Source organism: Myxococcus sp. CA056, from assembly GCF_013336715.1.
Lineage (GTDB): Bacteria > Myxococcota > Myxococcia > Myxococcales > Myxococcaceae > Myxococcus > Myxococcus llanfairpwllgwyngyllgogerychwyrndrobwllllantysiliogogogochensis.
This window is the reverse complement of sequence record NZ_JABUMT010000013.1, coordinates 209,699-232,168: the sequence shown is the minus strand read 5'-3', so window position 1 is coordinate 232,168 and position 22,470 is coordinate 209,699. Positions and strand designations below refer to the sequence as shown.

The 22,470-nt window shown below is 67.1% G+C and carries 17 protein-coding genes; 7 read left to right on the top strand and 10 right to left on the bottom strand.

Annotated features, from left to right (window positions below):
- Positions 1–35 precede the first annotated feature (35 nt).
- From HUA76_RS35755 to HUA76_RS35745, 3 genes are all read right to left on the bottom strand, one after another.
- A complete protein-coding gene (locus HUA76_RS35755; RefSeq protein ID WP_174463380.1) occupies positions 36–1,553 on the bottom strand; it encodes a kelch repeat-containing protein in 1,518 nt (505 codons plus the stop codon).
- 40 nt (positions 1,554–1,593) lie between these two features.
- The gene (locus HUA76_RS35750) at positions 1,594–2,460 is read right to left on the bottom strand and encodes a hypothetical protein (RefSeq protein ID WP_174463379.1); all 867 of its coding nucleotides are present in this window, start codon (positions 2,458–2,460) and stop codon (positions 1,594–1,596) included.
- Between the two features lie 75 nt (positions 2,461–2,535).
- The gene (locus tag HUA76_RS35745; RefSeq protein ID WP_174463378.1) at positions 2,536–5,388 is read right to left on the bottom strand and encodes an SBBP repeat-containing protein; all 2,853 of its coding nucleotides are present in this window, start codon (positions 5,386–5,388) and stop codon (positions 2,536–2,538) included.
- 517 nt (positions 5,389–5,905) lie between these two features.
- On the opposite strand from HUA76_RS35745, the gene HUA76_RS35740 reads away from it, so the two are divergent.
- On the top strand, positions 5,906–6,175 hold the full coding sequence (locus HUA76_RS35740) for a hypothetical protein (RefSeq protein WP_246137408.1): 270 nt from the start codon (positions 5,906–5,908) through the stop codon (positions 6,173–6,175).
- A gap of 129 nt (positions 6,176–6,304) precedes the next feature.
- Here HUA76_RS35740 and HUA76_RS35735 read toward each other — a convergent pair whose 3' ends face one another.
- A complete protein-coding gene (locus HUA76_RS35735) occupies positions 6,305–7,039 on the bottom strand; it encodes a TetR/AcrR family transcriptional regulator (RefSeq protein ID WP_174463376.1) in 735 nt (244 codons plus the stop codon).
- Between the two features lie 94 nt (positions 7,040–7,133).
- The gene (locus HUA76_RS35730) at positions 7,134–8,546 is read right to left on the bottom strand and encodes an amidohydrolase family protein (RefSeq protein ID WP_174463375.1); all 1,413 of its coding nucleotides are present in this window, start codon (positions 8,544–8,546) and stop codon (positions 7,134–7,136) included.
- A gap of 298 nt (positions 8,547–8,844) precedes the next feature.
- Between HUA76_RS35730 and HUA76_RS35725 the strand changes: the two genes are divergently transcribed.
- Both HUA76_RS35725 and HUA76_RS35720 read left to right on the top strand, forming a co-directional pair.
- Positions 8,845–10,308, top strand: a complete 1,464-nt coding sequence (locus tag HUA76_RS35725) for a hypothetical protein (RefSeq protein ID WP_254614691.1) — start codon at positions 8,845–8,847, stop codon at positions 10,306–10,308.
- A 253-nt stretch (positions 10,309–10,561) separates the two neighbouring features.
- Positions 10,562–12,205, top strand: a complete 1,644-nt coding sequence (locus HUA76_RS35720; RefSeq protein WP_174463374.1) for a serine hydrolase — start codon at positions 10,562–10,564, stop codon at positions 12,203–12,205.
- Positions 12,206–12,238: 33 nt separating this feature from the next.
- Here HUA76_RS35720 and HUA76_RS35715 read toward each other — a convergent pair whose 3' ends face one another.
- The 5 genes from HUA76_RS35715 to HUA76_RS35695 all read right to left on the bottom strand — a co-directional run bounded on the left by HUA76_RS35715 (position 12,239) and on the right by HUA76_RS35695 (position 19,014).
- Positions 12,239–13,021, bottom strand: coding sequence for a hypothetical protein (locus HUA76_RS35715; RefSeq protein ID WP_174458039.1), 783 nt, complete (start codon positions 13,019–13,021; stop codon positions 12,239–12,241).
- 69 nt (positions 13,022–13,090) lie between these two features.
- A complete protein-coding gene (locus tag HUA76_RS35710; protein ID WP_254614690.1) occupies positions 13,091–14,044 on the bottom strand; it encodes an Ig-like domain-containing protein in 954 nt (317 codons plus the stop codon).
- Positions 14,045–14,249: 205 nt separating this feature from the next.
- A complete protein-coding gene (locus tag HUA76_RS35705; RefSeq protein ID WP_174463372.1) occupies positions 14,250–15,089 on the bottom strand; it encodes a hypothetical protein in 840 nt (279 codons plus the stop codon).
- Positions 15,086–17,680, bottom strand: a complete 2,595-nt coding sequence (locus HUA76_RS35700) for a hypothetical protein (protein ID WP_174463371.1) — start codon at positions 17,678–17,680, stop codon at positions 15,086–15,088. Before HUA76_RS35700 ends, HUA76_RS35705 begins: the two co-directional genes overlap by 4 nt.
- A gap of 71 nt (positions 17,681–17,751) precedes the next feature.
- Complete coding sequence (locus tag HUA76_RS35695) at positions 17,752–19,014, bottom strand: DEAD/DEAH box helicase (protein WP_174463370.1); 1,263 nt, start codon at positions 19,012–19,014, stop codon at positions 17,752–17,754.
- 208 nt (positions 19,015–19,222) lie between these two features.
- Here HUA76_RS35695 and HUA76_RS35690 point away from each other — a divergent pair, with 208 nt between their 5' ends.
- The 4 genes from HUA76_RS35690 (at position 19,223) to HUA76_RS35675 (ending at position 22,421) form a co-directional block, all read left to right on the top strand.
- Positions 19,223–19,747, top strand: coding sequence for an RNA polymerase sigma factor (locus HUA76_RS35690; RefSeq protein ID WP_174463369.1), 525 nt, complete (start codon positions 19,223–19,225; stop codon positions 19,745–19,747).
- Positions 19,748–19,749: 2 nt separating this feature from the next.
- The gene (locus HUA76_RS35685; protein ID WP_254614689.1) at positions 19,750–20,433 is read left to right on the top strand and encodes a hypothetical protein; all 684 of its coding nucleotides are present in this window, start codon (positions 19,750–19,752) and stop codon (positions 20,431–20,433) included.
- 123 nt (positions 20,434–20,556) lie between these two features.
- On the top strand, positions 20,557–21,207 hold the full coding sequence (locus tag HUA76_RS35680) for a hypothetical protein (protein WP_174463368.1): 651 nt from the start codon (positions 20,557–20,559) through the stop codon (positions 21,205–21,207).
- Between the two features lie 140 nt (positions 21,208–21,347).
- Positions 21,348–22,421, top strand: coding sequence for a hypothetical protein (locus HUA76_RS35675; RefSeq protein WP_174463367.1), 1,074 nt, complete (start codon positions 21,348–21,350; stop codon positions 22,419–22,421).
- Positions 22,422–22,470 lie beyond the last annotated feature (49 nt).

Here is a 22,470-nt window from a genome sequence, read left to right as displayed (position 1 = left end):
GGTTGGCTGATGAACAACTCCCGCCCCACGCGGCCCTACTGGATGTTGAGCGCGTAGTTGCCGCAGTGGACGCTGTATCCCTCGACCTTGACGGTGATGTTCTGTCCCGCGACGAGTGAGAGTGTCAGCGAGGACTGGGACGTCGAACTGTTCGCCTCATCGTTGCAGCCGAGCGACTGGCTCGTGGTGCTGTCGACAATCTCGAGGACGGTGTCGAAGTCGGAGCCGGCGGTGGTGAAGGTGAAGAGGCCGGTGGAGGGCGCCGTCCAGGCATAGGTGGCGTCCGGGGACGCGCTGTAGGCGCAGCTCGGGGTGAAGGTGTCGGCCGCGCCGCACGTGTAGCCCTGCGCGACCCTGCCCATGGGGGCGGAGGAGAGGGTGTACAGCTCGGAGGTCCGCCCTCCATTCGTGACGAGCATGTTTCCATCGACGAGCGTGATGGCGCTGTGCCAGGAGCGGCCGGTCGCCATGGGGGCCGTGAGGGACCAGGTGTTGGTCGTGGGGTCGTACAGCTCCGCGGACTGCCGTGTGTTCCGGTTGTTGCTGGTGTGGCCGCCGGTGACCAGGACCTTGCCATCCACCAGCGCGGCGGTGTGGAACGCACGGGGCGTGCTCATCGTTCCGGCGGGGGACCAGGTGTTGGTCGTGGAGTCGTACAGCTCCGCGGCCGCCACATCTTCCCAACCGCCCACGACCAACACCTTTCCGTTGGGCAGGCGCGTCGCCGTGTGGTCCCAACGCGCCGTGGCCATGGACGCGGTCGCGGACCAGGAGTTCGTGGCGGGGTCATACAGGCGCGCCGTGGCGTGGGTCGCTCCATCCCATCCCCCGACGTGCAGCACCTTCCCGTTGGGCAACAAGGTCGACGTCGAGCCCAATCGGGTCGGACTCTGGGCTCCCGCGAGAGACCAGGTGTTGGTCGCCGGGTCATACACTTCAGGGGTGGAGACGTAGCCGCCAGTCACCACCACCTTGCCGTTGGTGAGCAGCGTCGCGGTGCAGTCCTCCTGGGCCGTGCGCATCGCGCCGGCGGCGGACCAGGAGTTGGTCGCCGGGTCATAGATTTCCGCGGTCGCCGTCCTGCCCGCGCTGGTGTAGCCGCCCACGACAAACACCTTTCCGTTCGCGAGCAAGGTGGCCACGGGCCCGTCGCGATTGACGGCCATGGACGCGGCCATGGACCAGGTCCGGGTGGCCGGGTCATAGAGCTCCGCGCTGGCCAGGTAGTTGTTGGAGCTGCTGTTGTACGAGTACCCACCCGCCACCAGCACCTTGCCCGAGTTCAGTCGCACGCTGGCGGCCCTGTGTCGGTCGATGCTCAGGGAGCCGGTGGCCTCCCAACGGGGCGCAAGCGAGGCCAGCGAGGCCTCCGAGGCCATGGGAGAAACAACGGCCGTCAGGTCCGTGGAGGCCTCGGGTGAGCCCACTTCGTGTGAGAGGCGGGTCTCCTCCCCATCACAAGCCAGGCCCCCCACGAGCCCGACGAATGCGGCGAGAAGCGTGGGGGCGACACCTCTGGGGAACAAGCACCGGCCTTGAAAGAATGCATTCATGATGACTCCCTGACTCGATTTGGAGGGGCTGGCTTCATGGCTACGGGACGTACAGGACGGAGACTGGGGAGTAGCTGGAGTAGCTGCCATTGGGCTTGAGCCGGCCCTTCGACCTGAACTCGTAGATGCCCGCCGAGGCCACGGTCACCTCGAACGCGAGGTAGTCGGCGCGAGTGATGGTGGACCACGGGGTGGTGCCGGTGCGGCGGTACTCGAAGACGTGCTCGGGAGTGGGTCCCAAGGCCGGTTTGTGACACTCGGAACACGAGGTGACGGATGGGATGGCCACGAACTTGTGGGCGCCTGCGTTGCTGGCGCTGGAGACGGTGAAGGGATAGACCGCGTACGTCTTGGGAGTGAGCGAGTCGGTCTGCGGCGGTGAGCGAATCGTCGGCAGCTCGGGGCAATCGGTGGCGAGCTGGTAGGCGGCCGAGAAGGTGGCATGCCGGCAGTACTCGGACTCGACCAGGGTGTAGCTGATGGAGATCCGATAGCGCGTTATCGGCACGCCCCAGGGATTCACGAAGGTGTCGAGCTTGACGAGATGCAACGGCGCGCGCTGCGCGAGCTTGTCGTCCAGCCCGAACTTCCCGAAGCTGTTTGCCTGGAACAGGTCGAGGGTGATGCCCGCTGGGACTTCGTGAAGGAAGTTCACGAAGACGGTGGACGTCTCTCCACTGCACGCCTTGCGCTCGGTGGTGATTCCTTCGTAGAGCACCGGCGTGTTGTGGTCGGAATAGTCCTGCTCGCAGCCAGGGTAGTCGAGCGTCGTGAAGGCGGCGTCCTCGACACTCGCGGAGGCGCGCGTGGTGGCAGGTCCTTCCAGGAGGACCTCCTCGGAAGCACCACAACCCGCGGCGAGGGCCGTGCAAGTCCCCGCGAGCAACAGCCCGAGATGGTTTTTCATGGGATTGGCTCCAGGCAAGGGGCCCCTCCACCCGGAGCCACGGAGTGGAAGGGCCGCATGTTGCCTTGGTGGGCGCTACTGGAGCTGTATCTCGACGTTGTCCAGACCCCAGGCCTCTTCATTGATTCCGGAGAGGTCCGCCGCGGCAAAGGACAGCGTCAGGTTCGTGGCCGAGTGGTTGAACGTGTACTTGAGCCGGTACACCGAGTCCCCCATGGGATACAGGAGGGTGTTTCGCTCGAAAGCGCCTGCTCCGGCCGCGTTCACCGTGGGGTAGTTCCCCGGATACGACTGGCTGCTCCGCGTGTTGGAGAAGGTGGTGTCGAGCAGGAGGGGAAGTCCCGATGCCGTCAGCCGGAAGCGGCTGGGGCCGAAGGCTCCGTTGCCATCCCAGCCATTGATGACATACAGGTCGAAGCTGACGGTGGCCGTGGTGTGCGGGGGCAGGGACGGGAGCGTGAGGCTGACAGTCTCGTTGCTGAACTCGCCGAGGAAGGTGCGGCCTCCCGCGGGCACCGTGCTCCTGAGCTGTGAGCTCCACTCACCGGCGCCCGCGCCCGCTTCGAAGTTGACCAGATAGACGGACTGGGGGGCGGGCTGGGGAGGAGGCGGAGTGCCCTGGGTCTGGGCACTGGTCTGGACGGCCGCGGCGCCGCTGGCGAACGAGGTGTCATTGGTGACGAACACGTCCGTGATGCAGGCCCACAACGTGGCGATCTGGGTGACCCCCGCGTTCTGGCAGACCTGCTGGGCCTGCTGCCGCTGGGCGGGGGTTGGTGACGGCGGTGCGACAGGGAAGTTGAGGTTGGTGAACGTGGCGGTGGACTCGCCCGCGGCATAGTCGAACAGTGACTCCGCCTGGGAGATTCGCCAGCTGTTCACGTAGGCCTGTGGGCCGACATACATCTGCGCGAACGAAGGAGGCGCGGCGAGTGGCGTGTTGTCGCGCAGGACGAAATCGTCGGCGCGGTTGCCATTGAAGTTGCCCAGGGGCCCCCGGACGTTGCCTCGGCGCGCCGGGGACAGCAGCACGTCGACATTCATGTAGGAGCCGACGGGAGTGATGACCAGGTGGTCTCCGGTTGGCCACTCGACGACGTATCCGCTCCCTCGAGGGATGATGCGCCCTCCGTCGCGCAGCGGGGTCTCCTTGGTGATGGGAACCGCGAGGCCGTTGATCTTGAAGGGAGGCGAAGCCCCCAGGTAGTAGGCCACGCGCTCGGTGCCAAGCCTGGCGGCGACGGCCTTGAAGACGCTGACATGGGAAGAGCCGTTCCAGGGGAGCTGGCGGGCCTGGATGTGAAGGTCGCCGACGGTCGACTCGGCGAGGATGAACTCTCCGTGCCCCTGGAAGTCATAGGCATAGCCGTCGAAGGTCACGTAGTGCGGGTCTCCCCAGCCATAGCTGAGGTGGCACTGGCCTGGCGTCGTGATGGTGCAGCCTTCCAGGTACCTGAACACGAGCAGGTCGGTGCTGCCTTGAGACGTGGCGCGAAGGGTGGGGAAGGCCGCGTCGGTGTGGCCCACGATGTAGACCCCAGCGCCCGTGTCGACGGCGATGCCCGCGCCGATGTCGAACTCGGCGTTGGGGAGCGTCGGGTGGGTCGAGCCGATCTGCCGGCTCTTCAACGGGGCTCCGGTCGCGCTGAAGCTCCTCATGAAGACATCGGTTTCCGCCAGGTCGCCGCTGTCGAGCGGGGCGCCGGTCTTGATGTCGTGGTTGCTGATGCCCGTCACGTACACCGTACCGCCGCCGTCGGAGGTGACTCCGTACAGCATGTCCCGTCCGGCCGTTCCGAACTGCTGCTGCCATTGGACCGTGCCGTCCGGCCGGAACTTCAGGAGCAGGGCATCGTACTCGGCGCTGGGATTGGTTCCCGCGTAGCTCCCGATGGTGTAGCCGACCAGATAGATATCAATCTCGCCGGTGAGTCGTCGCGAGGTGGCCAGGTCCTCCATCACATCCTGGGTGGTGGTTCCAAACTGCTTCGCCCATATCTGGGTGCCCGTGGGGCCCAGCTTGACCATGAAGACGTCGCTGGTCAGGCTGCTGCTGTCCGTATTGTTTCCCCCGAGATTGCCGTGGGTGTGGCCGCCCACGTAGATGTCGCCATTGGCGTCCGTGGCGACGCCCCGGGCCTGGTCGTTCTTGTTGTTGCTGCTGACGAGTGGCTTCGACCATTGCAGGGTCCCCGCCGCATCGTATTTCACGACGAAGGCATCGGTCCCCGAAGAGGCCGTGGCTGAATACCCGACGATGTAGATGTTGCCGCTCTTGTCGGTGGCGACCGAGGTCGCGCGGTCAGCGGTCGGGGTGCCGAACAGCCGGGTCCAGATGCGGGTCCCCTTTTTGTCATACTTCGTCAGGAAGGCATCGGAGCTGCCCGAGTTCGTGTTCCCGTCGAGGTTGCCCGAGGTGTAGCCGGCGACATAGATGACGGGGTCGTTGCATCGACCGCCGACGTCGAAGGTGGCGATGGATTCGGCGAAGTCCGCGGGGTTGGGGTTGGCGGAGGTGGCGGGCGCGCCATGCTGGCGGGCCCATTGAAACGCGCCCGCCAGATTGTACTTGGCCAGGAACCAGTCACTCCCGACGGCGGTGGTGCTCCCGTCGAAGCTGCCCGTGGTGTAGCCCACCGCATAGACGCCTTCGCAGGACGCCGCGACATCTGTTCCCTGGTCCAGGCCGCTGGTGCCGCGCATCTGGAGCCAGTTGGGCGCGTCTTCCGGAAGCATCGTGCGAGCGGGCCCGGCGGCTTCAGTCTTTGTCGCGGAGGGCGGCGCCGAGACGCGTGGAGAGACGGGGAGCAGGGAGAACGGGCTGTCTGGCGATTCGGTTTGTTGCGTCGCGGTGTCTCCAGGTGTGACGGACTTTGCTGGCAGGCTGGTGAGCAGGCATAGCGACAGCAGACTCATGCTTTGAAGCATGTCGTGTCTCCCTTGTGGTTTGCCCCCGTGCCCCTGGAGATGGACAGTCGCTGTATGGACGGAGTTCTTCGTCGCGGATGAGCGTGACGGGTGGAGCGAACTTCGGGCTGCGTGTGGACGGCTGGTTTTGGGTGGAGGGCTTCGTGGCCGTGGAGGCCGCTGTGAGACTTCGTTGGGTTTAGCACTCTTCCGCCTCGGCCCGCACCCCCTGGACTGTCACTTCATCGAAGTGGAGTTGTCACAGTCCTGTGGATTTCCCTTAGTCGTGTGATGTCTTTTGGGACTGGATGGCCCCGTCTTCGTGGACCTGTCTCTCGGGCGACTTCGCGCTTCCCCGACAGTGAAGGAGGCGTGTAAAGGAATCGTCGTGAGACGATTCGCCATGCCTTTCCTGTTGCTCGCCGCGCTGTCGGCCTGCGCTACACCTCCGCCACGCGCGCGGCCTTCCGGTGCCCCCTCGGTCCAGGGCGAGGCCTGCCCGACACACAAGCTCAGGTTCAGCCGAGAGACAGGGTGCATGAATGATGGCTCAGTAGAGTTCTGCCTGCCGACGGGGGACGAAGCCCTGCTCGCCCGCGTGAAAGCGCTCGCCCCCTCCATCGAGGCAAACCCCTCCCGAGGCCGCGCCGGCTGCGACCTGCCGAAGGAGACGCTCTACTTCATCCCCACCGGCGAAACCGAATGCGAGGCACGCCACGGGGCGCTCACGCCCGCCGCGTGGACCATGGTTTGTGACGTCGCCGCGCTTCCGGAGGTCCGGAAGCTCGTGCCGACCTGGTACGAATGACCCGGCACCACTCGCCCCGGTTGATGACAGGCGCTGCCCGCGAGGTGCCCACCGAATCCTCGCGGTGTTGCCTTCACGAGTCGCTGGCTTCCGCCGGGTGCGTCCAATCGCTCTCCCGTGGCGCGGCGCTCACGCCTTCCGGCGAGGCTTCTTCGCGGGCGGGGCCTCATCCTGATGACGCTGGATGCGTCGGCCGATTCCTTCCAGCATGAAGTCGAGGCTGTTCTGGAACTCCGCGTCGACATCCAGCGCTCGCATGCGTTCCAGGGTGTGCTTCACACCGGGGTAGTCCTTGGAAGGAAGGGCGAGGGCGGCGGCGTGGAAGCGTTGGAGGGGAGCGGGCGCGTCTTCGGCCCTGCCGGCCCACTGCTCCTGGCGGCGAATGGTGCCCGCGAGCCAGGAGAAGAACGTGTTGTGCAGATCCCCGGCCTCGCTCCAGGGCACGCCCACTTCGTGGAGCTTGCTGACGGTGCGCTCCAACACGAGGAGCGCGCCGCGGACGGCCGGGCCCTCCTCTAGAAGAAAGTCCATCACTCCCCGGTGTGTCAGGCCGAGCACGCGGACGCGCAGCGCCACCTCCCGCAGCCAGTCCAGCGGCGCGAGCGAATCATCGGGCAGCGAGAGCTGCTCGAAGACGTGCTCCACGACCCGCGATACGAGTTCCTCGCGGTCTCCGACGTGCTTGTAGACGGCCATGGGGGTCGCGCCGATTCGCTCCGCCAGCACGCGCATCGAGAGGTTCTTCAGTCCACTCTCCCGCACGAGCTTCGCGGCGGCCTCGGTGACGAGGGGGAGGGACAGCCGAGCGGGGCGTCCCAATGTCTTCCGCGCCTTCTTTCCCGCAGCCCCTTCGCGACCGGCCATCCCGCTCCTCGCATCGCCGCGCGAGTCCCTCCGCGGCGGCGTCCAACCTAGTGGGCTCCGCGAGGCACGCAAACGGGTACTTCACGCCATGTCGTCAGCGCGTCCCTGAGGTGGCGGTTGCACGCCCGTTCCCAAGGTCCCAATGCTCCTCCAGCTTCGCGTGGTCGGCGAGGAGCGCGGACAGCCCTCCGACGCGCTCCAGCACCGCATCGCGCGCTCGCAGGACCTTCTGGCGGACGGCGGCCACGTCCTTCCCAATGAGGCGCCCCTGGTGCTTCACGAGCTCGCCGCGAACCATCACCGACTCGACGTTCCCCGCATGGGCCTGCAGCACCACCGCATCGCGCGGATGGCCCAGCGGAGTCATGTTCAGGGCGTCGGCGGCGAGGACAATCAGGTCCGCCTGTTTCCCGGGGCGCAGGGAGCCCGTGACGGCCCCGAGCCCGATGGCATCGGCCGCGTCCTGCGTCACCATGCGGAGCATCCGGCCCGCCTTGAGGTCGAGCCTCCTGGGCAGGCCCGCCAGTGCATTCGCGCGGCCCCGCTCGGACTGGAGCGCGAGCCGCATGGCGGTGAACAGCTCGCCTCCGTTGCTCGCGACGACATCACAGCCAAGCGTCGTCCGAACCCCCGCGCGCAGGGCACGTCCGATGACAGGGAACCCCATGCCCATCTGAAGCTCCGACTCCGGGGTGGCGCAGATGGAGCCGCCACTGCCCGCGATTCGTGCCAGGTCGTCGTCACCGCTGAATGTGCAGTGCACGAAGAGGAGGTCCGGGCCGAGCAGGCCCTCACGCTCCAGTTGCTCGACCTCGCTCGGCCCCGTCACGGGCCATGCCGAGCAATGCAGGGTGATGGGCACGCCGAGCTCACGCGCCGAGCAGACCTCCGCTCGACTCTGCTCCCACGGAATCTGCATCTCCGTGAGCGCGATGCCCAGGCGCACCCGTCGGCTGTCGGAGGAGAGCGGGCCTTCGCGGAGCCGTCGTGCATCCGCGAAGCGGTGCTCAGGGGTGGGCAAGGAGGGACTCGGCTCGGAGCCGGCAGCGTAGCCATAGGCGAAGAGTGCCTGGATGCCCGACTCCTGGAGCCCCTGGAGGGCCGCGTCCGCATGTGCCGGTGACGCGATGCAGTGGGCGTGGTCGACGAGCGTCGTGATGCCCGCGTCGAGCGCCTCGAGCGCACCCGCGAGCGTGCCCGCATGGACATCCTCCGGGCGGAAGGCGGGGGAGAGCTTCACCCGGACGGCCGCGAGGTAGTCGAGCACCGTCCAGTCACCCCCCAACCCACGCAACGGCGTCTGCCACGTGTGCCGATGGGTATCGATGAGCCCCGGCATCACGAGCTTCCCCGCGAGAGGGAGCACGCGGCAGCCCTCCACGCGCAGCTCCCGGCCCATCGCGGTGATGCGCCCGTCCTCGATGAGGATATCGCCGCACGGAAGGTCTTCGTGCTCCCGGTCTCCTGTCACCACGGTGGCGCCCTGGAGAAGCCAACGATCCGCCATCTGTCGCTCCTTTTGTCCGGACGTGCAGTGCTCACGCTCCGCCGGAATCAAGGCCTGCCTGATTAGTGTACGGTGTATATTAAGTCAAACCAGCCGCCTCGCGCGGTGCGTCCAATCCGTGTCAGGGCGCGCGCGCCGGGGATGCGAGGTGCGTAGCCTTCGTGACAGTGATGTCGCGGTGTGCAGCGCGCTACACCCCCAGTCGTGGTGGTAACCACTGGAAACACCTGGAGTCCCGGTTGGCCCATGCATTGCTCAAGAGGGGGCACGCACTCACACCCTTTCCAAGGAGCAGCTCATGAGAAACGCCAGGTCCTGGCTTGCCGGCGTCGCGGTGTTCGCCCTGGTCGCCACCGGATGCGACAGCGAGAACCCGCCCGATGCGCAGAAGGTCGCGGATGTCACCGCCAGCCGTTCGGCGGAGATGGTGCGCGGTGTCAGCGCGAGCGTGCGGACGATGAACGGCCTGCCCGCGGTCGACAGCCTGGAGGAGGCCCTCTCCGTCTTCAGCGCGGGCTTTGACGGCGTCCCCCTGCCGGCGCTCCCGAGTCAGGAGGATGAGGAGGGCGGCTCGGCGCTTCCCGACTTCTCCGACGAGGCCAAGACGAATGCCCAGTCCGCGCGACTGGAGAAGTACCTCCGCGAGCGCGTCTTCATCGCGGAGCACGTGGAGTCGACGGAGGGTGACTCCACCATCTTCCTGCTCAAGGGCGAGAAGGTCTGCACCGATGGCAGCGTGCTGCCGGACGCCGACTGCGTGAAGTTCGTGAACCAGTCCGAGCTGCGCGTGCGCGCGACGACCCTGGATGATGACGGGCTGGAGCTGACGTTCCTCATCGGGTCCAAGCGTGCCCAGCCCGTGTCGTTGCGCTTCCTGCCGAAGGCCACCTCCCTGGTGGTGGACCTGGGGGGCGTGAAGAGCGCGGTGCAGCAGCTCGACGCGGAGGCGGCAGCGGCGCTGCCCACGGTGATGGTGGGGCAGGTGGAGCTGAAGGTGACGAAGGCGGGGGAACAGCACTGGATTGTCAGCGGCTCCATCCTCCAGGCGCTGCGTCTGGAGCTGACGGGCGAGGATGGCACCATCGCCATCTCTTCGGAGCGCGCTGCTCCGCTGGTCGAGCTGGAGGCGGATGGCGCGGCGAAGCGCGCGCGCTTCCTGCTGGACCTGAACACCACCGAGGTGCGCCTGCCGTACGCGGGCCTGGCGCCGGCGCTGCGCGGCAAGGACTGGACGGTGTCCCTGGCGGGCCTGTCGTTCACCCTGGAGGCGACGGAGAACCAGAAGGACTTCACCGTGGGCCACGTGGGGCTCGGCGACGCGCAGAGCTTCTTGAGCCTGGGTGCCGACAAGCTCTTCACCCTGGACCTGAACAGCCAGTCCGGCCGCCACTTCGACCTGACGCTGTCGCGCGGGGATGACGGGCTGCCGCTGGTGCGCGTGCAGCCGGAGGTGGACCTGGTGGCGCGCTTCTTCCTGGCTCCGCTCAAGGCGGACGCCGAGATGGAAGTCCCGTCGGCGTACGAAGAGGCGACGTATCGCGTGCGCCTCACGGGTGGAACGGGCGGCCCGAGCCTGCGTCCGGTGCGGGCCAACGCCGCTACCGGCTTCAAGGGCGGCGTGCAGGTGGTGACGGGCGAGCTGTCGCTCACCGTGGGTGACTCGAGCGTGACCGTCGGCGCGGGCCAGTGCCTGGTGAGTCGTGAGAACTCGAGCGGCGGTGGTTCGCTGGTCGACTACCTGCAGGCGGGTGGCTGCCAGTAGCCCGCTGTCAGTGTTGATGTCCGAGAGCCGCGCCCCACTCCAAGGGTGGGCGCGGCTCTTTTTCGTGGCGCCAGGACGGTCCGCCGCGACGCGGCTGGCTCCGGCGACGACGCGGGGCCGCTGGGAAACGGGGGGGCGTTGACTCGGCGGCACAATGGGACCTGGGTCTCTTGCGCGTGCCTCCACGGGCCTCTCAGTCTGCGCTCCGCGGGTGCGTCGAAACCGTTTCGACGTGAGGCTTCCGGGGGGAGTCATGGCGCACGACGATGGGCAGGGTTCAGCACCGACGGCGGCGACGGGAATGGCACGCAGGACGCTGCTGCGGGGCCTGGGCGCGGCGGGAGTCGGGGCGGCCATCACCGGGACGGGTTCGACGGCGGCCGCGCCAGCACCGGGCCCCAGGGCCGTGGCCTCCGCGACGTCCACGGCCTCCGGGCAGATCACCGCCGAAGGCGTGACGCGAGCCCTGGCGGTGCTCGACGACATCGTCAAGAAGGACAAGGCGGCCACCTCCGTGCCCGGCATCGCGGTCGCCGTGGTGTACGAGGGCCAGGTCCGGTACCTCAAGGGCCTGGGCGAACGCCAGGCGGGCGTGGTGGGGGACGTCGATGTGGACACGGTGTTTCAGCTCGCCTCGGTCTCCAAGCCGCTGAGCTCCACGGTGATTGCCGCCGCGTTGACGCGGCGGTTGGCCAAGGTGGACTGGAACGACACGCTCCAGACCTTTCGTCCGGGCTTCACGCTCGCCGATGCGTGGGTGGGGCAGCACGTCACGGTCGCCGACATGTTCTCGCATCGCAGTGGCTTGCCCGACCATGCGGGAGACCTGCTCGAGGACCTCGGCTACACCGGTGAGCAGATCATCTCGAAGCTGGCGCTGTATCCCCTGGCGCGGTTTCGCGACAACTATGCCTATACCAACTATGGCCTGACGGCCGGAGCGCAGGCATTCGCCACGGCGACGGGACGCTCCTGGCAGGACCTGGCGCGGGAGATGATTTTCGCGCCGCTCGGCATGAGCAGTACCTCCTATTCCTTCGCGGACCTTCAGGCGAGCAAGAACCGGGCGGCGCTGCACACGCTGGTGAATGGCCAATGGAAGCCGGACCTCGGCGCCAACAATGACGGTCAGGCGCCCGCCGGTGGCGCGAACTCGTCGGTGCGCGACCTGGCCAGATGGCTGACGATGTTGATTTCGGGGGGCGGCTTCCCGGGGCTTCAGACCCTCGTGGTCGACGTGCCCGGGCTGCAGACCATCTGGCGGCCCAACAATGTCACCCATGGTCCGGAGGAGCTGGGGGGGAGGGCGAGCTTCTACGGGCTGGGCTGGAACGTCGACTACGAGGACACCGGGGAGCTGCGGCTGGGCCACTCGGGAGGCTTCGGGCGCGGAGCGTCCACGGTCATCACCGTCTATCCGTCCAAGAAGCTGGCCATCGCCGTGCTGACGAACTCGGACCCTCGGGGTGTTCCGGAGGCCATCGCCGCCGAGTTCGTGGACATCGTCCGCTACAATGCGTCGACGCGAGACTGGCTGGCCTTCCTCGCGCCCATCGTCGCCGAGCCCATCACCCCGGACCAGACGAAGTACTCCAAGCCCGCGGTGAACCCGGCCCCCGCGCGGAACCTTGGCGCCTACGTTGGAACCTATCCGAATCGCGTCTACGGTGACCTCACCGTGTCGCTTCGAGACGGTGCGCTGTCCTTCACCGTCGGCCCCGCCGGCAAGCGATTCCCGCTCACTCACTACAGCGGTGACGAGTTCTACTTCCAGACCACGGGTGAGAACGCGAGCGGGTTCTCGGGGGCGCTCTTCGCGGCTCCACGAACGAAGGTCCTTTCGCTGACCATCAATGCGTGGAACCGCGACAAGCTGGGCGTGTTCACCCGTCGTTAGTCGCTCGGAGCAGAGCGTCTTTGTCCTCTCTTCTCATCCATCCTTTCGGATGCACCCCGATTTGTCGGTGAGTGCCGTCGGGCATTTGACCCGACGGAAGGTCATCTCGGGGCTGTCCGCGTTGAGAAACCAATCGAATCGCCAGTTGCAGCCCGGCTGCAATTGCGCCGGCAATTGAGCGCATTGGGCTTTACTGGTGACACCGCCGTATTGTGCCCCCCAACCAGAGCTTGGAGCGCCCCACTGCGGCGAACAGCCGTTGAAAAGTCCCACCCCGCCGCCAGGAATCAGCAGTTCGAAAAAGTTCGAGTTGGTGGTGGACCCCTGGCCGACCACCTGGACCACGTGCGTCTTGCCCTTCACGGCCGTGTTGGTGAATTTCAACGCGTAACAGGCGCAACTCGTGTCGCTCTCCAGTTTGCCAAGCAGGCCCGCCGTGGCAAATCCATACGAAAAGGTCGAGTTCACGGCCCAGGGCTGGTTGTTATTGCAGGCGTAGCTGGCGCCACCATTGCAGCCGCTTTGCGCATTCACATCGCTCACTGTTACGCCACCCTTGTCGCAAGACCTGACCGGAGAGTTGACCGCGGCTTTCCCAGGCCAAGAACCGCTTGCCTTGCAGCAATCCCAGAAACGGACCGTTTTGCCCGGTGCTGCTGCGGACAAATAAGTCAAAACTGGCTGCGCCGAAGCATCAGCTGCGGGAATGAGCAATAGGACGAGTGCGGTCATCGCAATCGTCACTCGCCGAAGAGCAACTCCGTCATGAATGATTGGCATGTTTACAACGAGAACATGACGGCGGGTGTGCGTCAAGGCGCGGCCCACCTCATTGCACCGGGGCGGGCCACGCCTGCGCCCGTGGCCCGCCCCGGTGCGGGCGGCTCAGGGCACCGTGACTGTCGCGGCGTTGCTGCGTCGGCCGTTGCCAGCCCGGTCATAGGCGATGGCGACAATCACATGCGTGCCTGATTTGCCCGTCGTGTCCCACGCCCTCGTGAACGGCGCGGTGGTTGAATAGGGCGTCTGCATGACACCGTCGATTTCAAAGACAACATAGAGCAAGGCCTGGCTGTCGGAGGCATTGGCGGACAGCGTGACGACGCCACTGACCACCGAGCCGTTGGCCGGCGCGGAGAGGAACGACGAGGGCGGGGCGTTGTCGACGATGAGGGTCCGGGTGTTCGTCTGGACGTTGCCCGCGTGGTCTGTCGCACGCAGGGTCAGGCTGTAGGAGGTGTTGCCCAGCACCCGCGTATCCCACGTGAAGTTGTAGGTGAAGCCCGAGTAGCCGGGCTGTGAGGCCACGAAGTTTCCGTTCAGGAGGAACTCCACCAGGGAGACGCCCGAGAGGTTCTGGTCCGTCACCGTCCAGCCCAGATTGACGATGCCGCGCACGTAGTTCAGGGTCTGGGGCGTGTACGGGGGGGAGCCGGTCAGGATGATGGGGACGAAGTTGTCCACCAGGACGCTCACCGGGCTGGAGGTGCCCGACTCGTCATTCGCGTCGAAGGCCTGGGCCGTCAGCGTGCGTGGACCCGAGGCCGTCGTCGTATTCCAGCTCACACTGAAGGGGGCCTGGGTGGCGGAGCCGATGAGCGTGGCCCCGTCGAAGAAGTCCACGCGCGTGACGCCCACGTCATCCGAGGCGTCCGCCGTGAGCGTGACAGTGCCACGCAGGAAGCTGCCTGGAGCCGGAGCGGTGAGCTCCACGGTGGGGGCCGTGAGGCTGGCGCACGCGCTGGAGGAGGCGCAATCCAGGGGCGCGCGCTCCTGCTGGACCTGTGCCTGGGTATTCTCCGGCAGGTCCTGACCCTCACCGCAATTGATGGAAGCCATTGCGCCCACCCCGACCAGTGCGGCGACCAGGCCCCGGCCACTTCTCGAAACGATGCCCATGTGGATTCCCCCTTCGGGGTGTGGCGCTCGCATGGATTGGGAGCAACCACGGCATCGACATATCAAACAGCCCGCCTCGAAGGGGGCCTTGACAAGGAAGGACGGGTGCTGGGGGCTCAAAGCATGCCCCCAGTCCCGGGCTCCCTCACAGCGCGGGGGCAGCCGCTTCGTTCACCAGGACATCATGGAAGTATGCATTCACATACCCCAGCGGACTGGGACTGCCGCTCGCGCAGGTGGGCAGGGCATGGGTCACCACCAACTCCTTGTTCGAGACTCCGGGAGCCTGGGTGTCCGCGACGGTGTACGCGCCATGCACCTCCGGCTGGGTGTCTCGCTGGAACACGAAGCGGTCATTCACCGCGTCCCATTGGACCCGCAGCCTCGCCTGTTCGCCCTGGTGAATCAGCCCCAGGTCCGCGGTGAAGAGTGAGCTGCGCTCCGTGCAGGACGCGTCCCTGCACCGCTCGATGGCCGCCTCCACCCGCAGCTCCTGCGAGCCCACGGGGTCTGTCGACCGGGAGACGATGCGGATGGCGGCTGTGATGTCATCGCGCGCACTGCCCCGGCCCGGAGAGGAGGCATTGAAGAAGTGACCGGACAGCTCCGCCGTGCCGTGGGCGACTCCGAATCTGGAGACCGAGCAACCCGTGCTTCTGGCGTTGTTCACGCGAACCTTCGCCTCGATGGCCGTCACCGTCGACGGCTGGGTGAAGCGCAGTCCGTACCGTCCGGTGCCCGTGTTGGCGCGGCTCATCAGCCGCAGGCGGGTGAAGGCCAGCTCACGAAGGGCCTGCTGCCGGCTTCCGCTCTCCTGGCTGACCCACCGGGCCGGGTCGATGCCGCGCACCTTCGTCGCGCGAGGCGGGTTGGACTCCGTTGGGTTGAAGTTGTCGTAGGGCACCATCGGCTCGACGGCGTGGGCGGTCGCCGTGCCCCCGAGGAGCAGCGCGAGCACCGCGGACTTCAGATTCATTGCGCTCATGGGGACTCGAGCTCCTTCAGTTGGATGTAGTGCCGGACCCGGGCGTTGTCGCCGGTGTCCATGTCCTTGCCTTCGGTCTCCAGGGTCATTCCGTTCTCATAGCCATTGAGGAAGCTCCCCATCAGCTCGAGCCCCATGAACCAATCATTGGGATTCGTCTCACCCTTCACCCGGCGGACCATTCCCGACCCCGCGAAGAAGCTGAAGTGGCCGTCCCGCTCGTCCACCGTCGTCCCGGCGCCCCCCTCGGGGATGGAGTCGTAGTGGTCATTGGGGCCGACATCCTCTTCCCAGATGGCCGACGTCATGTTCACCACCCCCGTGAAGTTCGCCGGCAGGTCAGGGAACTGCGTGGGATTGTCAGGGCCGGTGTGCACCAGCCAGTTCGGGTAGATGGTCTGGTCCTCGACGACGTTCAGGAAGGCGTTCTCCCGGAAGAAGCCATTCGCCGTCATGTGTACGCGGGGCGTGAACCAGTCCGCGCAACAGCCGCTCTCCGTCTCCAAATCCGTGACCTGCTTCACCGCGTACTCCATCCGGTGCGGCTTGGCGGGGTTGTACTTCACGACATCCTTCACCCGCGTCAACGCCACGCTCACGTCCACCATCGCGTGGTCCGACAGGCATTGCTGGAAGAACTGCTGGGGACTCTCCAGGAGGAAGCCGGAGTCGGGGTCGAAGTGCGGCTTCACGTCCGCCGTGGGCTCCTTGAGCAGGGCATAGGCGGGGAACTCCAGCGTGTCCTCGGCGGGGAACACCAACACGTAGTCGAGGCGGTCCTTGGAGCCCAGCTCGTCCGTCACCAGGTCCGTGCATTGGCTGCTCAGCCAAGTCCCGGTCGCCATCGGGTCCGGGCCGGACGAGGTGCGGGCCAGGTCCCGGGCTTCGGAGAACAGGGTGTTTGCCTTCTCGAACTCGGTGCGCTGGTTGATGGCCAGGAAGCTGGGGCCCACCATGTCTTGATAGGCCGGGAAGTTGGAGTCGGCCTGGGTGGCCTTGGGCCCCAGGGTGTTCATGTCCCCGAGCAGGAAGGCGGGGCGGTCCAGGCCGCTCGGCCAGGTGCCCTGGGGGAAGATGTCGTCGTCGCCGAGCAGGTACGGGAAGGTGTTGGCGTGCAGGGGCCCGCCCTTCCGCACCTGCTGAACGTAGGCCTTGATGTCGAAGAGCTGGTCCTCGCGGGCATCGGTGTCGGGGCCGGGGACGTTCTCTCCCGCGTTGACGTGGGTGCAGAACACGTCGACGAACTCGCCGTAGTCCGTCGCGGTGGAGACCCTGGATGCGCCGGTCTCTTCCATGACGATGACCGGCTCGGTCGCGGCGGGGGTGGCGATGCGAGCCCAGATGACGCCCTTGTCCTGGAGGCAGTCATTGCCGGTGCACATGTGCGAGGGGAAGTGGTGCACGCCTCCCTCGAGAATCTGCCGCGAGGACAACAGCACCAGGCCCGTGCTCTCGGTGGCCAGCTTGAGGACGTCGTCGTTCAGCTCCGTGACGGCCTGCATGGGTGGCAGCGACTCGATGGCGCGCAGCGCGTTGACCTTCTCGATGAGCTCGCCGCGCTCATGGGACATCCAGATTTCGGAGATGCAGGCGACCTCCTTCCTGAAAATCTTCGCGGCGACGGTGTCGATTTCTCCCGAGCCCCCGTCGCTGACCCAGAAGGTCGCATCGGGCATCTGCCCCACGTTCCACATCGTGAAGCTCAGGGGGATGGAGACGGGCTCCTTGAGTTCGAGCGTCTCCCAGGTGGAGGGCATGAAGTTGACGGGCGGCTGGTTCTTCACGTTGGGGAAGGTGCCGCCTCCCACCTTCTGCGTGGCGCCGGCCACCGAGAAGACGGTGCTCTGGAGGCCGAGGCCCAGCTTGCGGACGAGCGCCGACAGCGGCTCGCTGCCGGCGATGGGCGGCACGCTCGAGCGCAGCTTCACGGCGAACTCGATGTGTACGCGGGACGGCTGCGCGCCCGGGGTCGCCACCGTGACGCTGGTGGCCCAGGCCTGGTTGGGGGCCGTCAGCGCCATCCATCCATTCGCGTTGTTGCCCATCCGCTGCGAGAGCGTGGTGTTTCCGTTCGGGCCGGTGGAGTAGCGAAGCTGGAGGTGACGGTCCTCGGAGCGGGGCATGTTCGCCCCGGCGACCTGGTTGATGGTGGCGTCGCGCTGGGCATCGAGCCAGACGTCGATGATGCCGGAGGCGTCCAGGAAGTTCCCGTTGGCGTCCTTGGGCCGGGGCAGGCGCATGCCGATGAACAGCGTCTGCGAGTGGCAGGGGTTGGTCTGGACCGAGGGAATTCCCCCGGCATTGGGGACTCCGAAGTTGCACTCGTCCGAGGTGTATTCAGCGTTGTCGCTGACGAACAGGTAGAGCTCGCCGTTGGGGCCACCGTTCACGTAGTCCTGCAACGGGAACTTCTTGCCGTCGGCGTACTCCATCGGCGGAACCCAGCCGTCCACCGTGGGCTGGGTACACGTCGCGCCGGGAGCGCAGTGGACCGCGGCGTTCTGGGGAGGAAGCCTCGTGACGTGGGGCGCCGCCAGGGCCCATGTGGGGATGAGACTGGCGAGAGCCAACAGGAATGCACCGCGTTGCATGAAACCTCCGGGTTGTGCCCCAGAGGAACGAAGGCGTTCGCGGATCTTCCCGCCTTCGATTCATGGCCCCGTTATTTGCGGCGCGACGGCGGGCGGCTCGCGGCCTCGGCGGCGGCCTCTCGCAGCTTGTCCTTCTTGCTCTTGCGCTTTCCCTTCACGCCGCCATTCACGTCCAGGGGCGGGGTGGGGACGTCGACGGGCTCGAAGCCGGGGAGCTGCTCGCGCACGAGGCGCAGTTGGTGGCGCCGCTCGATGAGCCGGAAGTGCGCCTGCGTGTCCGCGCTGATGAAGCTGATGGCCATGCCCGGCTCGCCGGCGCGGCCCGTGCGGCCAATCCGGTGCACGTAGTCCACGGGTGAGCGCGGCAGGTCGTAGTTCACGACCGCGGGGAGCTGCACGATGTCGATGCCGCGCGCGGCGACATCCGTGGCGACGAGGACCTGCACGCGCTTCGCCTTGAAGTCCGCGAGCGCGCGCGTGCGTGCTCCCTGGCTGAGCTCTCCGTGAAGCGGCGCCGCGGTGATGCCGGCGCGGTTGAGCTTCATCGCCACGTGCTCCGACCCATAGCGGCTGGCCACGAAGGTCAGGACGTGGGACCAGGCGTGCGTTTCCAGCAGGTGACGCAGCAGCATCGTCCGCCGGCCCGCGTCGACCTCGATGGCGCGCTGGACGACGAGGTCCGCGCCGGGCAGGGCTTCTGGCTGGATGTCGATGCGGGTGGGCTCGTGCAGCAGTTGCTCGGCGAGCTTCCCCACCGCGGGCGGAAAGGTGGCGGAGAACAGTAGATTCTGGCGGCGCTTGGGGAGCAGGGCGAGCAGGCGCGTGAGCTCGTCGGCGAAGCCCAGCGACAGGAGCTGGTCGGCCTCGTCGAGGACCAGGGTCTCCACAGTGGAGAGCCGGAGCGCGTTCTGGTCCACCAGGTCCAGCGCGCGGCCCGGCGTGGCCACGATGAGGTCCGCGCCTCCGCGCAGCGCCAGCATCTGGGGGTTGATGGAGACGCCGCCGACCGCGAGGCACGTCTTCAGGCGCCGGGGCAGATGGCGGCCGAGTTGCTCGACGGCATCGGCGATTTGCGCGGCGAGTTCGCGGGTGGGAACGACGATGAGGGCGCGGGTCCGCCGGGGATTGCCGCCAGGGCTCTGGGCCAGGGCCTCCAGGAGCGGCAGTACGAAGGCGGCGGTCTTCCCCGAGCCCGTCGGTGCCGATGCCCACACGTCACCGCCGCGCAGCACCGCCGGGATGGCCGCGCGTTGCACAGGGGTCGGGTCGAGGCAGTCGAGGTCGCTCATCGCGCGGACGAGCGCGTCCGAGAGACCGAGGGTGGAGAAGGTCATGGCGGCGCACCCTATCCCACCGTTGGGAACGCACCCGTCCGAAAGGGCGTCAAAGGAGGCGAGGTGGCACAGCGGCAGCCGCCCTGGCTGGCGTGCCCGGCCCGAGCGGAAAAGAGAGGGGCCGGTGTGAGATTCCGCTTCCTGGCGCGAACCATGGGGTGAAGGCGATGGACGCGTCACTCGCGCCCTCGCAACCTCTGGACCCTCGATGGCCGAACCTGACCGACATTCCCGCTTCCTCGCCCTCCTGGAGGCGCACCGGCGGATCCTCTACAAGGTCGCCCGCGTCTACGGCGGCCCCGGGGTGGAGCCAGACGACCTGGTCCAGGAGACCATCGCCCAGCTCTGGCAGTCGTTTCCCCGCTACGACGACCGGCTCCGGTTCTCGACCTGGATGTACCGGGTGGCGCTCAACGTGGCCATCTCCTTCCAGCGGAGGGAGGGCACCCGGAAGCGGCATCTCGCGCCCGAGAGCCAGGAGATGCTGGAGGTGGCTCGGGACGTGGAGGGACCTCCGTCGGAGGACCTCGCGCTCCTGTACCAGTGCATCGCCCGGCTCGATGACCTGAGCAAGGCCCTGGCGATGCTGTACCTGGACGGCCACGACCACGCGGACATCGCCGAGGTGCTCGGCATCAGCACCGCCAATGTCTCGACGCGCATCGGCCGCCTGAAGGACCGGCTGCGCGCGGACATGCGCAGCCTCTCAACCGACACGACGAAGGAGACCTGACGATGGAACTCGATGACTTCCAGAAGTGCTGGCAGGCGAATGACGCGCGGTTGGACGAGGTGATTCGCCTCAACCGGCGGCTGCTGCGCGCGACGGAGCTGGAGGGGACGCGGACCATGATGGGGCGGCTGCGATGGTCGCTCGGGTTCGAGCTGGTGCTGGGGCTGGTCAGCCTGGTCGCGCTGGGGGCCTTCATCGCGGCGAACGTGCGCGAGCCCCGGTTCGTCGTCCCCGCGCTCATCCTTCATGGCGTGGCGCTCGTCCTCACGGCCGTCTCGGCCCGCCAGTGGCTGCGCGTGGGTGCGCTCGACTACGCCGCGCCCATCACCCAGCTCCAGGCCGGCGTGGAGTCGTTGAGGGCTTCCACGGTCCGCACGACACAGTGGGTGCTGTGGCTGTCGCCGCTCCTGTGGACGCCGCTGCTCATCGTCGGGCTGCGAGGGCTTGCCGGGGTGGACGCCTATCGGGTGCTGGGGACAGGCTACCTGGCGGCGAATGTGCTCTTCGGAATGGTGTTCCTGGCCATCATGGTGGTGGGCAGTCGATGGCTCACGAAGCGGCACACGGGGGCCGCGTGGCTCCAGCGACTGGCCCATGCCGTCGCGGGGACGAACCTGAACGTGGCGCGCGAGCAACTCGCCCGTCTCGCGGCCTTCGAGGCGTCGCCGCGAAGCATCGAGAAGTAACCGGGTCTCCTGTGCGCACTGCCCAGAAGGGCGACAGGTCGCACGGGGAGCGCTCCTCCTTTTCCACAGGCGCCCGGGGAGTGGATTATCGTCCCGCGCGCACGGGTCGTCAGTCGACCCGGAATGGGGGTCGTCGTGGTGCGCAAGGTGCAGATCATCGCCGTGGTGGTCGTGGTCGTCGGGTTCGTCGGCGCGGGCCTCGCGTCCGTGCTCAACCAGGCGCTCGGCGTCGGCAGGCTGCACGTCTTGACGGTGGCAGGCAGCGCCGTGGAGCTCGCCGTGGACGGGAAGCCGACGCCGGAGCTGAGCAAGGACGATGACCACCTCGTCTTCGAGGTCAGTCGCGGCCCTCACAAGGTGAAGCTGACGGACCCCACGTCCGGCACCGTCATCCACTACTCCGTCGACGTCCCCTACGGCTTCGCGGAGCTCCTCCTGCCGACACGCGAGGACCAGTGCTTCCTCCGCTTCGACATGACCGAGGCCGCCTACGGTCGGAGGAGCGCTGATTCCGAGCAGGTGTTGCCGCGGGTGACGGACCGGTATCAGAACACCAACGAACCCATCAGCATCCCCAGCCACACGTACTACACCCACGGCGAGCTGCCCGAAACGGTCAGGTCCTCCGAGAAGGCCTTCCTGCTGCGCGACACGCCCTGTGCCTTCGCGGGTGAGGGCGCCAACGAGGGATTGCAGCGCCTGGCGCTGTCTGAACGGGCGGATGAGTTGTTCACGGACCCTGACGCGCTGCTCGCCAACGACGCCGAGGAATAGCGGTACGGGCTGGAAGGTCTTCGAGTGGCGCTGGAGGTGCGCCGCGCGGGAGGGACGACCAGAAAACCGGGAGCCCTTCGTATGACAGGTACACCATGCGTACCTTCCCATCTCCTGCTGTGAGCGGAGTGCTGCCTCCGTTGTCCCGTGATGCGGTTCCCGGCCCACGCCAGTCTCCCGGGGCCGAGGGCATCCTCCGGCGGTATCTCCCTCTCCTCCTGAGCGGCTTCGCGCTCCTCCTGGGACTGGTCCCCGCCGAGGCGTGGGCCACGTGTTATCCGTCTGGAGCGACCCAGGAGTGCAGCAAGGGGACCTGCCAGGGCACCCGTACCTGTGACGACTACTGGGGGCCGTGCGAATACGACGGTTCGTCCACCACCGCCTGCTCCGTGTGTGGACGCTCGGGCACTCGTTTCTGCTCCGAAACCGGCAATGTCATCGGGACCTCCTGCACGGCCTATCGGGCCCAGGACGACATCTGCAACGGGTGTGACGACGACGGCGACGGACAGATTGACGAGGACTATGTCCCCACCATCCTCTGTGACGCCCAGCAGAACGGGTGCTTCGGCAAGCTCCACTGCGTGAGCGGACAGCTCGTCTGCAAGGTCCAGGTGGGGACCCAGTATCTCTCCTGCGCGGATGACTGCAGCGGCTACTCGGCGAAGCGGTGGTGCCGGGAGAATGGCACCGTGGGGCCCTGTACTCGTGACACGCCCACCACGGAGCTCTGCAACGGATGTGACGATGACCAGGACGGCGTCGTCAACAATGCCCCCGGCCAGGGTACGAACACCCTCACGCGTGAATGTGTGGGCCCCGGAGGCGCGTGCCCTGGTTCCACGGAGGCCTGTGCGACGGGCTCCTGGTCCGGCGTCTGCAATGCCCCTCCCGAGGCGTGCAACGGCCTGGACGATGACTGTGATGGGACCATCGACGAGAGCAACATCTGCCGCAGTGACCTGGGCTCCTGCTCCTGCACGCCGACGAGCTGCGCGGCCCAGGGCAGGAACTGCGGCTCCATCCCGGATGGCTGCGGCGGGACGCTGAGCTGCGGTGCCTGCGGCGCCGGGCAGATCTGCAACAACAACGTGTGCGTGGGGGCGTGCGCGCCCAGGACGTGTGCTCAGCAGGCCGTGGACTGCGGCGTCATCACGGACACTTGCGGTGGGACGCTGGATTGCGGCCCCTGCGGGATGAGCCAGGGCGGGTAGCGGAACCCGCGTCGGAAGACGCGCGGATTCAGGCTGCCTTCAACGTGTT

Coding starts and splice junctions, on each gene's coding strand:
- HUA76_RS35730 (WP_174463375.1), bottom strand. CDS start 8,546: ATGGCGGATCGTTGGCTTCTCCAGGGCGCCACCGTGGTGACAGGAGAC.
- HUA76_RS35750 (WP_174463379.1), bottom strand. CDS start 2,460: ATGAAAAACCATCTCGGGCTGTTGCTCGCGGGGACTTGCACGGCCCTC.
- HUA76_RS35700 (WP_174463371.1), bottom strand. CDS start 17,680: ATGCAACGCGGTGCATTCCTGTTGGCTCTCGCCAGTCTCATCCCCACA.
- HUA76_RS35720 (WP_174463374.1), top strand. CDS start 10,562: ATGGCGCACGACGATGGGCAGGGTTCAGCACCGACGGCGGCGACGGGA.
- HUA76_RS35755 (WP_174463380.1), bottom strand. CDS start 1,553: ATGAATGCATTCTTTCAAGGCCGGTGCTTGTTCCCCAGAGGTGTCGCC.
- HUA76_RS35685 (WP_254614689.1), top strand. CDS start 19,750: ATGGAACTCGATGACTTCCAGAAGTGCTGGCAGGCGAATGACGCGCGG.
- HUA76_RS35740 (WP_246137408.1), top strand. CDS start 5,906: ATGAATGATGGCTCAGTAGAGTTCTGCCTGCCGACGGGGGACGAAGCC.
- HUA76_RS35705 (WP_174463372.1), bottom strand. CDS start 15,089: ATGAGCGCAATGAATCTGAAGTCCGCGGTGCTCGCGCTGCTCCTCGGG.
- HUA76_RS35710 (WP_254614690.1), bottom strand. CDS start 14,044: ATGGCTTCCATCAATTGCGGTGAGGGTCAGGACCTGCCGGAGAATACC.
- HUA76_RS35695 (WP_174463370.1), bottom strand. CDS start 19,014: ATGACCTTCTCCACCCTCGGTCTCTCGGACGCGCTCGTCCGCGCGATG.
- HUA76_RS35680 (WP_174463368.1), top strand. CDS start 20,557: ATGGGGGTCGTCGTGGTGCGCAAGGTGCAGATCATCGCCGTGGTGGTC.
- HUA76_RS35690 (WP_174463369.1), top strand. CDS start 19,223: ATGGCCGAACCTGACCGACATTCCCGCTTCCTCGCCCTCCTGGAGGCG.
- HUA76_RS35735 (WP_174463376.1), bottom strand. CDS start 7,039: ATGGCCGGTCGCGAAGGGGCTGCGGGAAAGAAGGCGCGGAAGACATTG.
- HUA76_RS35745 (WP_174463378.1), bottom strand. CDS start 5,388: ATGCTTCAAAGCATGAGTCTGCTGTCGCTATGCCTGCTCACCAGCCTG.
- HUA76_RS35725 (WP_254614691.1), top strand. CDS start 8,845: ATGAGAAACGCCAGGTCCTGGCTTGCCGGCGTCGCGGTGTTCGCCCTG.